At 71.1% G+C, this 14114-nt stretch carries 10 protein-coding genes and 1 pseudogene; 5 read left to right on the top strand and 6 right to left on the bottom strand.

Features of this window, described 5'->3' with window-relative positions:
* Window positions 1-61: 61 nt before the first annotated feature.
* Window positions 62-286: a 50S ribosomal protein L31 gene (rpmE, locus tag Aau02nite_RS40720; RefSeq protein WP_212994012.1), complete on the bottom strand. Its 225-nt coding sequence runs from the start codon at window positions 284-286 to the stop codon at window positions 62-64.
* A 229-nt stretch (window positions 287-515) separates the two neighbouring features.
* Here rpmE and Aau02nite_RS40715 point away from each other — a divergent pair, with 229 nt between their 5' ends.
* The 3 genes from Aau02nite_RS40715 to Aau02nite_RS40705 are packed head-to-tail and all read left to right on the top strand — an operon-like array spanning window position 516 to window position 3114.
* Complete coding sequence (locus tag Aau02nite_RS40715; RefSeq protein ID WP_212994011.1) at window positions 516-1589, top strand: RNA ligase; 1074 nt, start codon at window positions 516-518, stop codon at window positions 1587-1589.
* Entirely contained in the window at window positions 1586-2482 is an 897-nt protein-coding gene (locus tag Aau02nite_RS40710; RefSeq protein WP_212994010.1) for a phosphatase domain-containing protein, read from the top strand. Before Aau02nite_RS40715 ends, Aau02nite_RS40710 begins: the two co-directional genes overlap by 4 nt.
* On the top strand, window positions 2482-3114 hold the full coding sequence (locus Aau02nite_RS40705; RefSeq protein ID WP_212994009.1) for an RNA ligase family protein: 633 nt from the start codon (window positions 2482-2484) through the stop codon (window positions 3112-3114). Before Aau02nite_RS40710 ends, Aau02nite_RS40705 begins: the two co-directional genes overlap by 1 nt.
* A 5-nt stretch (window positions 3115-3119) precedes the next feature.
* Here Aau02nite_RS40705 and Aau02nite_RS40700 read toward each other — a convergent pair whose 3' ends face one another.
* From Aau02nite_RS40700 to thrB, 3 genes are all read right to left on the bottom strand, one after another.
* Complete coding sequence (locus Aau02nite_RS40700) at window positions 3120-4298, bottom strand: nitric oxide synthase oxygenase (protein WP_212994008.1); 1179 nt, start codon at window positions 4296-4298, stop codon at window positions 3120-3122.
* A gap of 135 nt (window positions 4299-4433) precedes the next feature.
* Window positions 4434-6635, bottom strand: a complete 2202-nt coding sequence (gene rho / locus Aau02nite_RS40695; RefSeq protein ID WP_212994007.1) for a transcription termination factor Rho — start codon at window positions 6633-6635, stop codon at window positions 4434-4436.
* A 293-nt stretch (window positions 6636-6928) separates the two neighbouring features.
* Window positions 6929-7864: a homoserine kinase gene (gene thrB / locus Aau02nite_RS40690; RefSeq protein ID WP_212994006.1), complete on the bottom strand. Its 936-nt coding sequence runs from the start codon at window positions 7862-7864 to the stop codon at window positions 6929-6931.
* Window positions 7865-7947: 83 nt separating this feature from the next.
* On the opposite strand from thrB, the gene Aau02nite_RS40685 reads away from it, so the two are divergent.
* Complete coding sequence (locus tag Aau02nite_RS40685) at window positions 7948-8421, top strand: hypothetical protein (RefSeq protein WP_212994005.1); 474 nt, start codon at window positions 7948-7950, stop codon at window positions 8419-8421.
* Window positions 8422-8747: 326 nt separating this feature from the next.
* On the opposite strand, the pseudogene Aau02nite_RS40680 reads toward Aau02nite_RS40685, so the two are convergent.
* A pseudogene (locus Aau02nite_RS40680) lies at window positions 8748-9980 on the bottom strand (MFS transporter); the annotation flags it as partial.
* A 72-nt stretch (window positions 9981-10052) separates the two neighbouring features.
* A complete protein-coding gene (locus Aau02nite_RS40675; protein WP_212994004.1) occupies window positions 10053-13394 on the bottom strand; it encodes an efflux RND transporter permease subunit in 3342 nt (1113 codons plus the stop codon).
* Between the two features lie 148 nt (window positions 13395-13542).
* On the opposite strand from Aau02nite_RS40675, the gene Aau02nite_RS40670 reads away from it, so the two are divergent.
* Entirely contained in the window at window positions 13543-14055 is a 513-nt protein-coding gene (locus Aau02nite_RS40670; RefSeq protein WP_246595819.1) for a MarR family winged helix-turn-helix transcriptional regulator, read from the top strand.
* The last annotated feature ends 59 nt before the right edge of the window (window positions 14056-14114 follow it).

Genomic DNA, 14114 nt, shown 5'->3' with positions numbered 1-14114 from the left:
GGGGATCGAACACACGAACGGCGCCCGACCCCGGGATCCGGGGTGGGCGCCGTCGAGGTAGCTACTTCTTCTTGGTCGCGTTGACCTTCGCGTACTTGGCCTGGAACTTGGCGACCCGGCCCGCGGTGTCCAGCACGCGCTGCTTGCCCGTGTAGAACGGGTGGCAGGCGCTGCAGGTCTCGACGCGGATCTCGCCGCCCTTGGCGGTGCTGCGGGTCGTGAACGTGCTGCCGCAGGAGCAGATGACCTCGGTCGAGGTGTACTCCGGGTGGATACCGCTCTTCATGGTGTCTCGGTCCCTCTCGATGATGGGGTCGCCGGGTCGCCGTCAGCACCGAACCGCCCCGCTAGGGCGGACGACTCGAGCGTGAACCGGAACCTTTACTGGCCGATGGACCAGTCTGCCATGTCACGTGCCCTGATCCGAAATCAGGAGGCGTTCCTGCGTCCGTGATCGATAACGTGAGCCGCCCTCACCGCATTCCCGCGGCGGGCGTACCACGGGAGGAATGGTCATGACGCTGCTCGCGGACGTCCTGGACCCGGCCGAACTGGCCACGGCGGTCGACAACGGGTACGTGCGGGTCCAGCGTCACCCGTCGCGGCCGTACGAGATCTACAACTACACCGAGGCCTGCCAGTACGCCGGAGCCTGGACCCCGGTCACGCTCGCCTGCCGGGGTCTGATCGTGGCGGGCGACACAGTGTTGGCCCGGCCCCTGGCCAAGTTCTTCAACCACTCCGAGGGCCACGCGCCCCGGCTGCGGCCGGACGCGCCCGTCTCGGTGACCGACAAGGCCGACGGCAGCCTGGGCATCCTCTTCCCCGACGAGGACGGGTGGGCGGTCGCGACCCGGGGCTCGTTCACCTCGGACCAGGCGCGGCACGCGACCGCGGTGCTGCGTACCCGTTACCCGGACTTCACGCCGCCCGCGGGCCTCACCGTGCTGGTGGAGATCGTGTACCCGGCCAACCGGATCGTGCTCGACTACGGCGGGCTGGACGACCTGATCCTGCTCGGCGCGGTCGACATCGCGACCGGCCGCACCTTCGGGCCGGCCGCGGTGCCGCTGTGGCCGGGCCCGGTCGTGGAGTCGTTCGCGTACGCGACGCTGGCCGAGGCGCTCGCCGCGCCGCCGCGGGACGGCCGGGAGGGGCTGGTCGTGCACCTCACCGACTCGGACGAGCGGGTGAAGATCAAGTACGCGGAGTACGTGCGGCTGCACCGGCTCGTGACCGGGCTCTCCGCCCGTACCGTATGGGAAGTGCTGGTCTCCGGCGGTGACCTGGACGCGCTGACCGAACCGCTGCCCGACGAGTTCCACGCGTGGGTCAGCGCGGTGGCCGCCGAGCTGACCGGCGCCGTGGCGGCGCTGGCGCAGACCGTCGAGGCGGAGTTCGCGGCGATCGTCGCCGAGCTGCCGGCGGGCTGGGGCCGGCGCGAGTTCGCGGCGCGGGCCGTGCGCAGCGAGCATCGTGGGGCACTTTTCCTGCGGCTCGACGACAAGGACTACCGTCCCGGCCTGTGGCAGCTCGTCCGGCCGGCCGGCGACGTCACCCCCGGCGGCAACCAGGTGAGTGAGGAATGACCAGACTGCTGATCACCCGAGGGCTGCCCGCCTCGGGTAAGACCACCTTCGCGCGCAAGCTGCAGCCGCAGGTCGTCCGGGTCAACCGCGACGACCTGCGGCGGATGCTGCACGGACAGCGGCTCTTCACGCAGTGGGCCGAGGGCCAGGTGACGCACGCCCAGCGGGCCACCGTGGAGGCCCTGCTGCGCGCTCACGCCGACGTGATCGTCGATGACACCAACCTGCGGGCCAAGACGGTACGGGAGTGGGCCGAGCTCGCCGCGCGTTTCCACGCGAGCTTCGAGGTGCACGACTTCACCGATGTGCCGCTCGAGGAGTGCCTGCGCCGCGACGCCGGGCGCCCCGAGGACGAGCGGGTCGGGGAGGCCGGGATCCGCCGGATGCACCAGCGGTATCTGGCCGGTAAGAACCTGCCGTTGCCGGTCCCGTACGTCGATCCGGGCGGGCCGGGTGTGGTCTACGACCCGGATCCGGAGTTGCCGCCGGTGGTGCTGGTGGACATCGACGGCACGGTGGCGCTGATGAACGGTCGCAGCCCGTACGACTGGGGCCGGGTCGGTGAGGACGCGCCCAACCCGGCGGTCATCGCCGCCGTGCGGGCCATGCACGCGGCCGGGCACGCCATCGTGTTCTGCTCGGGGCGGGACGAGGTGTGCCGCGCCGAGACGGAGGCCTGGCTGGACCTCTACGTCGATGTGCCGTACGAAGGACTCTTCATGCGGCCCGAGGGGGATTCCCGCAAGGACGCCGTCGTCAAGCGGGAGATCTTCGACGAGGAGATCCGTGACCGCTGGCGGGTCATCGGGGTTTTCGACGACCGTCAGCAGGTGGTACGTATGTGGCGCGCCCTGGGACTGACGGTGTTCCAGGTGGCGGAGGGGGACTTCTGATGGACGGGCGGGACGGGAAGTATCCGCGGACTTTCCACCTGCCCGACTCCCCCGGCGCCACCGCCGACGACAAGATCCAGCACGATCTGTCCTGGTTGGACGGCGAGCTCGTGGTGACGGAGAAGCTCGACGGCGGCAACCTCACCTTCACCCGGGACGCGATGTACGCCCGGTCCGTGGACTCCGGCACCAACGCGTGGGACCGGCCCGCCAAGGCACTGTGGGCGATGACGGCGTACCGGATCCCGGACGACTGGCGGGTCTGCGGCGAGTCCATGTGGGCCCGCCGCAGCATCGCCTACACGGACCTGCCGGGGGTCTTCATCGTCTTCGGCATCTGGGACGAGACCGACACGCTGCTCGGCTGGGACGACACGGTGGACTGGGCGCAACGCCTGGAGCTCCCGGTCGTCCCGGTCCTGTACCGCGGCGGCAGCCTGACCGAGGCCCGCGCGGCCTGGGGCAAGGTCCGTGATCCGGAGACCTCCGAGGGTTTCGTGGTCCGCAGTGCGGGCCGCATCCCGGCGGCGGAGTTCTCGCACCGGCTCCTGAAATGGGTCCGCGAGGACCACGTCCGCACGGATGCCGCGTGGCGCCACCGCGACGACTTCCCCCTCAACGAGTTCGCCTGAGCCGCTCACCCGGTGAAGGGGCAGCGGGTGCCGTCCTTGGCGAGCGCCTGCGCCTCGGCGTCCAGATAGAAGTTCGGGCGCAGGTCCAGTTCCTCGTAGTAGCGGTGGAAGACCGGTGTGATGCCGCCGGACATCGGCGGCACGATCCAGGTCCAGTCCGCCGGCACCCGGCGCCCGGCCTTCTCCTCGTTGCGCAGGTGGGTCAGGAACCGCGCCGATTCGGTGTGGTGGTCGCTGATCTTCATCCCGGCTTTCTCGTACGAGTGCAGCACGGCCCGGTTCAGCTCCACGAGGGCCCGGTCCCGCCACAGTGTCGACTCCCGGCTGGTGTCCAGCCCCATCCGGGCGGCGACGATGGGCAGCATGTTGTAGCGGTCCGTGTCCGCGAGGTTGCGCGCGCCGATCTCCGTGCCCATGTACCAGCCGTTGAACGGCGCCAGCGGGTACTGCACCCCGCCGATGGTGAGCCGCATGTTGGCGATCGCCGGGACGGCGTGCCAGCGCAGGCCGAGCTCGGCGAACCAGGCGAACTCGGGATGGGTCAGCGGCACCTCGAGGATGGCGCGTTCGGGCAGCTCGTAGAGGCGTACGCCCTCGGCCGGGGTCTCGATGGCCAGCGGCAGCACGTCGAAGGCCTCGCCCTTGCCCTGCCAGCCGAAGCCCTGCATGGCCGCGGTGAACTGCTCGTTGCGCGGGTCCCCCACCGAGCTGCCGTCCTCGGTGCGGTAGCCGGCGTAGCGGATCAGCTGCTCGTTCCAGACCCGCGCGTACGGCTGGCCGGGCAGCGCCGGCGCGAAGATGCTGATCACCGGCCGGATCGCGCCCGGCCGCCCGGTGCCGCCGCCGGCGGTCTGCAGGTGGTGCACCAGCAGCGAGAAGATGTCGTCCGCGGTGCGGGCGCGGCGCCGGTCCAGCACCACCAGGCTGCGCCAGTAGAGCCGGCCGATGCAGCGGCTCGCGTTGCGCCAGGCCATCTTGGCGCCGTACGCCAGCTCCTCGGTGGTGTGCACGTAGCCGCCGGTCGCCGCGATCTGGGCCCGCACGATGGCCAGCCGCGGCTCGACCGGGCCGAGCCGGGGGTTCTCGAGGTAGCACTGCCGCAGGAAGTCCTCGGCCTCGCCCGGATCGACCGGTGCGACCGGGTCCCATCTCTCCGTCGGTTGGTCCCGGTAGCCAGGGATCATCGGCCCGTCCTCCCCACGTTGAGCTGAGGTGTGCAGGGAGGTTCGCATGATGCCGTACCGGTCCAAACGCACCCGTTGTGCGACAAAGGGGCAGCCACCTCGCGGTGACTGCCCCTTTATGCCGGTTTCGGGCGTTTACTCGCCAGGCGTGGACTTGGCGATCTGCATCAGGAACTCGATGTTCGTCCGGGACTGCTTGAGCCGGTCGAGCAGAAGATCCAGGGCCGCCGAGGACTCCAGCGAGCTCAGCACCTTGCGCAGCTTGTGGACGATCGCCAGCTCTTCCTTGCCGAGCAGGATCTCCTCCTTACGCGTGCCGGACGGGTGGATGTCGATGGCCGGGAACGTACGCCGGTCAGCGATCTTCCGGTCGAGCTTGAGCTCGGCGTTACCCGTGCCCTTGAACTCCTCGAAGATGACGGTGTCCATCATCGAGCCGGTCTCCACCAGTGCCGTCGCGAGAATGGTGAGCGAGCCACCGTTCTCGATGTTGCGCGCCGCGCCGAGGAACCGCTTCGGCGGGTACAGCGCGGTCGAGTCGATACCACCGGACATGATGCGGCCGGAAGCCGGCGCCGCCAGGTTGTACGACCGGCCGAGCCGGGTCACCGAGTCGAGCAGCACGACGACGTCGTGACCCAGCTCGACCAGGCGCTTGGCCCGCTCGATGGCCAGCTCGGCGACCGTGGTGTGGTCCTGCGGCGGCCGGTCGAACGTGGCCGCGATGACCTCGCCCTTGACCGAGCGCTGCATGTCGGTGACCTCTTCGGGCCGCTCGTCGACCAGCACGACCATCAGGTGGCACTCGGGGTTGTTGTGGGTGATCGCGTTGGCGATCGCCTGCAGCACCATCGTCTTACCGGCCTTGGGCGGCGAGACGATCAGGGCCCGCTGGCCCTTGCCGAGCGGCATGACCAGGTCGATGACCCGGGTGGTGAGGATGTGCGCCTCGGTCTCGAGACGCAGCCTCTCCTGCGGGTACAGCGGGGTCAGCTTGTAGAACTCGGGACGCCGCCGGGCCTCCTCGGGCTCCATCCCGTTGATGGTGTCCAGCCGGACCAGCGGGTTGTACTTGTCCCGGCGCTGGTCTCCGCTGCCGCTGTCGCGAGCCGCGGCCCGCACGGCACCGGTGACGGCGTCCCCGCGACGCAGCCCGTGCTTCTTGACCTGCGACATGGAGACGTAGACGTCGTTGGGGCCGGACAGGTAACCCGTGGTGCGGACGAACGCGTAGTTGTCCAGCACGTCCAGGATGCCGGCCACCGGCACGAGAACGTCGTCCTCGTTGACGTGCGGCTCACGGCCGCTGTCCCGCCCGCTGTCCCGGCCACCCTCGCGGCCACCGTCACGACCGCCGTCCCGGCCACCGTCACGACCGCCGGTGCCGCCGCCCTCACCATCGCGGTCACGGCCGCGGCGGCGGTCACGGAACCGGCTGCGCCGGCTGCGCCGACCGCCCTCGCCGTTGTCGCCGTCCTCGTCGTCCGGGCCGTCGTTGCGCGGGCCACGGTCGGTGCGGTCGGTGCGGTCGTTGCTGCCGCGGTCGGGGCGGTCGTTGCGGTCGCCGCCCTCGGTCCGCTGCGGGTTGCGCTGGCGGTCGCGGTTGCGGGCCTCGCCACGCTCCGGCCGGTCCCCCCGGTCGGTGCGCTCGGCGTCACCCTGGCCGTCGGCCGGGGCGGTGTCACGCCGGCTCTCGCCCTGGTCGCGGCCGGTCTGGTCGCGGCCACCTTGCTCACGGCCACCCTGGTCGCGGCCACCCTGGTCGCGGGTGCCCTGGTCGCGGTCGCGGCTGCCCTGGTCGCGGCGGCTGCGGCGGGCCGGCTCGGCCTCGGTCGCGGGCTGCTGCTCGGTGGCCGGAGCCGCGGACTGCGCGGCGGCGGGCTGAGCGGTCGGGGCCTGCGTCTCGGGAGCCTGCGCCTGAGCCGCCGGAGCCTCGCTCACCGGAGCCTGAGCCACGGGGGCCTGAGCCGCCGGGGCCTCGGCCGCGCGGGCCTTGGCCGTGGGAGCCTCGTTCGCCGTGGCAGCGGGCTCGGTCGCCGTGGCGGTCGCCGTGGCAGCGGAGCCGTTCGTGGTGCGCGGGCGCGGGGTGCTGGTGGCCTTGGCCGACGCGGCCGGCGCCCCGCCGTTCTGGCGCTCCGAGATGGCCGTGATGAGCTCGCCCTTGCGCATCCGCGCGGTGCCGGAGATGCCGAGGGAGGCGGCGAGACTCTGCAGCTCGGGCAGCAGCATCGCCGACAGCCCGGTGCCGCCGCGGCGACGCTTGGTGACAGCAGCGGTGGTGGCGCCGTCGTCAGCGACGTCAGAAACACCCGACGTCACGTCGGTGGTGTCGCTCAATGGATTCCTTCCGTCGAAAAAGCCAAGTCCACCCGGGTCTGCAGCCTGGTGGCCGGGTGCCCTCGGAACCCGCTTCGCAACTGCGGCGCGGGAGTTTGCAGCACGGCAGCTCGACGGTTTCCCGACCCGTCGGACAGTGACGGATAGGTCTCGGCGAGTGCAGCGATCTGAGGATCCGCTGCTCGGCGACGTGCCTTGATGAGAATTGAGACCGGCAGAGTGCCATGAGTCTCGGGTGCGCGCCGAACCGCAGAGATCGCTTGCTTCGCGGCTGTGCTAGGTCTTGAGCGTAGTCAACTCTGACGACCTGCGGCAACAGGGCCCCGCTCGGCGTGTTCCACCATACTCCCTTTGACAAGGGCGCCGCCGCTATCCACGCCCAACGACTCGGCGCGCCATTCGGTTCCGGGGTGGAAATCGGCTGGTACGGGGCTCAGGGCCAGCACCGTCGGCCCGGCGCCGCTGACAACTGCCGCAACCCCGACAGAACGCAGCGAGGCCACCAGGGAGGCCGTGCCCGGCATCGCCACCGCCCGATAGCCCTGGTGCAACCGGTCCTCGGTGGCCGCGAAGAGCAGCTCGGGCTCCCGGGTGAGGGCGTGCACCAGCAGCGCGGCCCGGCCGGTGTTGAACGCGGCGTCCGCGTGCGGCACGGTGCTGGGCAGCGCGGCCCGCGCCGTCGCGGTCAGGCCCCGTTCCTGCGGAACGAAGAGCGTCGGTTGTACGCCGGCAGCGACGTCCAGGCGTACGGCCCGGGAACCGCCCGCCTCGGTCCAGGCGATGGTGAAGCCACCGAGCAGACAGGGCGCGACGTTGTCGGGGTGCCCCTCCAGCCGCGCGGCGATCCGCAGCGCGGCCTCGTCGTCCAGCGGCTCCCGGACCAGCGCACGGGCCAGTTGCACCCCACCGACGATGGCCGCCGAGGACGATCCGAGTCCCCGCGCCTGCGGGATGCGGTTGACACACTCCACGGCGACCCCGGCAGGACGGGCGCCGAGCTCATCGAAGGTGGCGAGCATGGCCCGCACGACCAGGTGACTCTCATCGGTGGGCAGCTCGCCGGCGCCCTCACCGGTCACGGAGACGGTCCACGAATCGCCGGTGACCCGGGCGCTCAGATCGTCGTAGAGCGTGAGCGCCAGGCCGAGCGCGTCGAAGCCCGGACCGAGATTGGCGCTGGTGGCGGGGGTACGCACCCGTACCGGCTCGGTAACGAAGGTCAGGCCCATCGCCTCATGCTAGGCGTTGATCATCATCCGCACGTCACCGCGGCGACGAGGAGATGTCGCACCCGGACGTTAGGGTCGCGGACATGAGCGTGGGATACCTGTTCACGGGCATGCTGGGCCACCTCCCCCTGCTCGCGGTGCTGATCGCGGGCTTCGTCCTGGTCGCCACCCGGCGCGAGCGGCTCGGCCCCCGCGGCACCCTGCTGGCCCGGCTGGGCCTGGCGGCGCTGCTGCTCGCCAGTCTGCTCCAGTTCGCCTGGCAGATGGTGATCCCGGTGCTGTACGAATCACTGGACTACTCCGCGACCCAGTACGGCATCGTGTTCGGCCTCATCGGCCTGATCACCTCGGTGATCTCGGCGGCCGGGGTGGGGCTGCTCATCGCGGCTGCGGTCAGCCGGAATCCCGGGCCGGGTTTCGCGGGGGCACCACTCGACGGCAGCCAGCCGTTCGCCGGACCGCCGCCGCCCGGCGGGCAGTCCTATGGCAACGCTCCTCCCGGCGCACAGTCCTATGGCGCTGGTGACCGGCCTGCTGGTTCACCGTTTGCCGGGTAACCCTCTCGGCCGAGCCGCGTCGCTGGGTAAGTCTTCGGGTCGCCGGGCCTTCGGGGATGGGATTCAAGGCAATCTTCGTCCGACGCTGCGGCGGGTCAGTGCTTGGGGGCAGGGGCCGGGCCGCCGGGGCGGTCTTCCGCGGCTGAACCCTCAGCGGCCGCGCCGCAGCGGCCTTCCGTGACCGGAGTCTCATAGGTCGCGCCGGACCGGACCTCCGCGACCGGTCCCTCATGAGCCGGTCGCGCGCCGCCGGTGGGCGGGCCGTCAACTCCGGCCGGGCCGTCCGATGGGTGGGCCGACGCGGCGGGCTCCTGCCCCTCACCGTCAGCGGCGGCGTCAGTGGGGATCGGCTCGGCCAGGGACAGATGACGGGTCGCGAAACGCCAGCCGATCGCGTACAGGAGGGTGATCAGACCGCAGGCGATCAAGATCACGCGTTCGTCGACGCGGTCCACGAAGGCTGCCGCGCCCAGCTGGCTCACCGAGATGGCCAGGGTCGCCAGCATCATGTCGGTGGCGAAGACGCGGCCGCGCAGCCTGTCCGGTACCTCTCCCTGCAGGGCGTAGTTGGACAGCACCCAGTTGGTACCGCCCGCGAAATGGGCCACGAAGACCAGCGCCAGCACCAGGGGGAACCACGGTGCGAAGGCCACGCCGATGTAGCCGAGGCCGTACAGGCCCATGGACAGGGCCAGGCCGGGCAGGAGCCAGGTGCGGTGGTTCAGGACCGGCCGCATGACCAGCGGTCCGACCAGGGCGCCGGCGCCGCGTACCGCGAAGAGCAGTCCCGCCCCCAGGGCGCCGACGCCGTAGAGGCCGGCCAGCAGGGGGAAGACGGTCAGCACGCCGTTGCCGAGGCCGACCGCCGACTTCACCGTGACCAGAGCGCGCAGCCGGGGCCGGGCGCCGATGTAGCGCAGCGCCTCGATCAGGGCGTGCCAGGCCCGGGGCGGCACGTAGTCCGGGTCCCGCGGCGCCTGCAACGGGCGGCGGATCAGAGCCGTCAGTACGGCCGCCACGAACAGGCTGACCGAGGCGACGGCGAAGCTGACGTACGGGCCGAAGGCGCTGCTGACGATGCCGCCCAGCGAGGCGCCGACGATGGTCATGGTGCCCCAGGCCGAGCCGGCGACCGAGTTGGCCGCGGCGAGGTCGGCCGGGTCGACCACGTTCGGCAGGGCCGCGGACGCCGCCGGGGAGTAGAACGCCTTGGCGATCGCCACGGCGCCGATCGCCACCAGCGCCAGCGGCGCCGTGGCCGCCGACCGCACGAAGAACAACAGCAGAATGGCCAGGAGCGCGGCCACGTTGGCCGCGATGAGGATGGTGCGGCGGTCCATCCGGTCGGCGATGGTTCCCGTGTACGGCAGCAGCAGCGCGTTGATCCCGGTATCGGCGGCCAGCACCAGCGCGCCCCACACCCCGCTGCCGGTCAGCTCGGGCAGCAGGACGAGCAGCGGCACCATGACGAACCAGTCGGAGCCGAACACGACCATCTCGGCCCCGAACAGCCGCCGGAAGTCACGGTTACGGGTAAGGACCGAGAAGGGAGTCGCCACGTACCGGAATCTACCGGTCGGGTGGTGACGCGGCGCGGCGGCCGACCTCGCAGGGCCGGCCGCCGCGTCCGGTCAGGCCGGGGGCGGAGTCGCCGGGCGGCGGGGCATCTTCAGGACCTCGAACTGGTCCGTGTAGCCCCGCAGTGCCCCGCTCTGCGGCTCGGCCGTGGAACGCGCCGGATGTCCGGCCGGTGAGCCCTCGGGCGCCTCGTGCGCGCCGCCGCTCGAGTCCGGAGTCGGGTCGTCGGCCGGGACCGCGCCGTCCGGCTCGTCCGCCGCGTGCTTCGGCGTGTCCAGCGCCGCGGTCGCGCCGCTGCGCTTCATCGCCTTGCGGGCCCGGCGCCGTTCGCGCCGGGTGCGGCCCTTGAGCTTGGTGTTCTCCACCATGGTGTAGAGCGCCGGCACCAGGACCAGGGTCAGCAGTGTCGAGCTGACCAGGCCGCCGATGACCACGACGGCCAGCGGCTGCGAGATGAAACCGCCCTCACCGGTGAGGCCCAGGGCCATCGGCAGCAACGCGAAGATCGTCGCGATGGCCGTCATCAGGATCGGGCGCAGCCGGTGCCGGCCGCCCTCGACGACGGCTTCCTGCACCCCCAGACCCGCCTGGCGGTAGTGGTTGATCAGGTCGAGCAGCACGATCGCGTTGGTGACCACGATGCCGACCAGCATCAGCACACCGATCAGGGCCGGTACGCCGAGCGGGGTGCCGGTCGCCAGCAGCAGCGCGATCGCGCCGGTCGCCGCGAACGGGATGGAGATGAGCAGGATCAGCGGCTGCAGCAGGCTGCGGAACGTGGCCACCATGATCACGAAGACGATCGCGATCGCGGCGAGCACCGCCAGGCCGAGGTCGGCGAACGCGTCCGCCTGGTCCTGGCTGACCCCGCCGATCTCGTAGCTGGCGCCGGCCGGCAGCTGCAGCGCGTCGAGCCGCTTGGTCAGCTCCGTCGTGGTCTTGCCGACGTTGGAGCCGGTCGCCGTGCCCTCGACCGTGACACTGCGGTTCCCGTCGATCCGGGTGACCTCCTCCGGGCCGCCGACCTCGGCGACGTCGGCCACCGAGTCGAGGGTCACGAGCTGGCCGCCGGGCGTGCTCAGCGGCAGCTTGCGCAGCGCGTCGGCGTTGGCCGGCGGCGCGCCCAGCGCGACGACGACGTCCTGGCCGACACCGTTGACGGTGATCTGCCCGGCCGGCGCCGAGCGGAACGCCCCGGCCACCGACTGGCCGATCGCGGCCTCGGTGAGCCCGCGGGCCGCGGCGGCGGCCCGGTCGACCTTGACGTCGAGGCGCGGAACGCTCGCCGCGAGCGTGCTGCTGACGTCGGTGACCCCCGGCGTGCCGGCCATCGCGTCCTGGACCTGCTTGGTGGCGGCCGCCAGCGCCTGCTGGTCGCTCGCCTGCACCACGACGGCCAGGGCACTGCCGTCGAAGCCGGTGCCGCTGTCGCTGCCGACGGAGACCTCGCCGACGTCCTGCATCCCCTTGAACTGCTCGCGCAGCTCGTCGGAGACCTTGGCCGCGTCGACGTCCTCTTTGAGCGCCACGTTGAAGCTGGCCCCGCTGGCCCCGCCGGATCCGGCGAACGGGTTGAACTCACCGTTGCCGACGGTCACCTGGTAGTTCTTGACGTCGTTGCGGGCGGCCAGCACGGCCTCGACCTTCTTGGCCGCCGCGTCGGTGGTGGCCAGGTCGGTGCCCACCGGCAGGTCCTGGGTGAGCGCGACGGTGTCCTGGCCGGACTCGTCGAGGAAGTTCGTCTCCAGCCGGCTGGCCAGGCCGAGCGTGCCGATGAGGATCACCACGCCGATCGCCACCGTGCTCCACCGGGTGATCCGGCTGCGGGTGACCCAGCGGATGATCGGCAGGTAGGCGCGCTGCAGCGGGCTGCGGAGCTCCTTCTCCTCGGCGGCCCGGCGGACCTCTTCGGACTCGGAGCCACCGGCGGCCGGCCGCAGGAACCAGTACGCCAGCACCGGCACCACCGTCAGCGACACGAAGAGCGAGGCGATCAGCGCGACCGTGACCGTGATGGCGAACGGCGCGAAGAGCTGACCGACGAAGCCGCCCACGAGTGCGATCGGGGCGAACACGGCGACCGTGGTGAGTGTGGAGGCGGTGACCGCGCCGGCCACCTCCTTGACGCCGGACGTGATCGCGTGGATCTTCGTCTCGCCGTACCCCAGATGCCGTTTGATGTTCTCCAGCACGACGATCGAGTCGTCGACCACCCGGCCGACCGCGATGGTCAGCGCTCCCAGGGTGAGCAGGTTGAGCGAGTAGTCGCCGAGCTTGAGGGCGATCAGCGCGATCACCACGGACAGCGGGATGGACACCGCGGTGACCAGCGTCGAGCGCACCGACAGCAGGAACACCAGGATGACGATCACGGCCATGATCAGGCCGAGCAGGCCCTCGGTGGTCAGGCTCTCGATCGACTTCTCCACGAACGGCGCCTGGTCGGTGATGACCGTGAGCTTGGCGTTCGAGGACTTCTCCAGCTCGGCGATCTTGTCGCGCACCTCGTGCGAGATGTTGACCGGGTTCCCCTCGGGCGACGCGGTGACCGCGATGCCGAGGCTCTCGACCCCATCCGTACGCGTGAACGACGTGGCCGTGGCCAGCTGCTGATTGACCGACGCGACGGACCCCAGCGTGACCGGGCCCCGGCTGCCGCTGAGGTAGAGGCCCTTGAGCTGGTCGAGGGTCTGGATCGGCTGACCGACCTGCACGCTCAGCGAGCGGCTGCCGTCGGTGACCGCACCGGCCGGGATCGAGACGCCGTTGCTCTGCAGCAAGGTGCCGATCGCGCGCGGATCGACGCCCGCGGCGCCGAGCTTGGCCCGGTCGGGTGTGATCACGATCTGCTGGGCGCGGGCGCCGGTGACGGCCACCTCGCGGACGCCCTCGATGGCGTTGAGCTCGGGAACCACGGTCTGCTGGAGCCGGTTGGCCAGCGCGGCCTGGTCCTCGCCGCCGTCGGAGGCGGCCAGGATGATCGCCGGGATGTCGTCGGTGCTGCCGGCGAAGATGGTCGGCTCGACGTCGTCGGGCAGCGTCGGCTGGATCCGGTTGACCGAGGTGGTCAGCTGGTTGACCGCGTTGTCGAGGTCGGTGCCGAATTCGAACAGGACCTGGATGGTGGCCGAACCCTCACGGGTGGTGGACGTGATGGTGTCCAGGCCGTCGGCGCCCTTGACGGCGTCCTCGATCGGCTTGGTCACCTGGGCTTCCATGATCTCCGGGCTGGCGCCCGGCAGGACCACTCCGATGAACGCGCCCGGGAACTCGAGCGACGGCAGCAGCTGCTGCTTGAGCGACGGCACCGTGTAGATGCCGAAACCGGTGATCACCACCGCGATGAGGGCGACGAGCCCCCGGTTGGCGAGACTGAGCCTGGTCAGAAACGACATATGCTCCCCCGTGAAAGTTCGGCCAAGGCATATAGTTTGCCCGACGCGAACAAATGGTTTTCGCCGGGGTCCGCTGATAGCGTCCCGTCACAGCAAGGACGCGCTCCGGCCACCGGCGCGCAACACAGCGTGCAACACGGGAGGTGCGGTGGCCGAGAAAGAACGACTCATCGCCGACATTATGGGCGCGCAGCAGCGGCTCCAGCACCTGTTCGCCTATGACCGCTCGGACCCGCTCTTCGCGTCCCAGCTCACCATGCCGCAGCTCAAGATCCTGCTGCTGCTGCACCGGCTGGGCGACACGTCGGGCCGGGAGCTGGCCGGGCTGCTGGGAGTGAGCCTGGCCACGATGAGCGGGATGGTCGACCGGCTGGTGGCCCACGACCTGGTGACCCGGGCGGAGGACCCGCACGACCGCCGGGTCCGCCGGATCACCCTGAGCAGCACCGGCGCGGGGATGATCGCCGACATCATCACGGCCGGGACGGAGAAGCAGACGCGGGTGCTCAAACGCCTCACGGACGCCGAGCTGCGCACGGTCGCGGAGGCGATGACGGCGATGGTCCGCGCGGCCTCCGAGGAGGCCGAATCGGCTGCGTGTGGCACTCCGGCGGATCAGGCGGCCGACACGCCGCCGTCGGTCGACGCGACCCGGTCCTGACCCGGCCGCCGCCGGGTCAGGTCAGACCGAAAGCAGGCGGCAGCTCGCGTCAGGCCAGG

Source organism: Actinoplanes auranticolor (assembly GCF_018332655.1).
GTDB lineage: Bacteria > Actinomycetota > Actinomycetes > Mycobacteriales > Micromonosporaceae > Actinoplanes > Actinoplanes auranticolor.
Note: the sequence above shows the minus strand (reverse complement) of the source record. Positions and strands in the feature narration are given on the sequence as shown.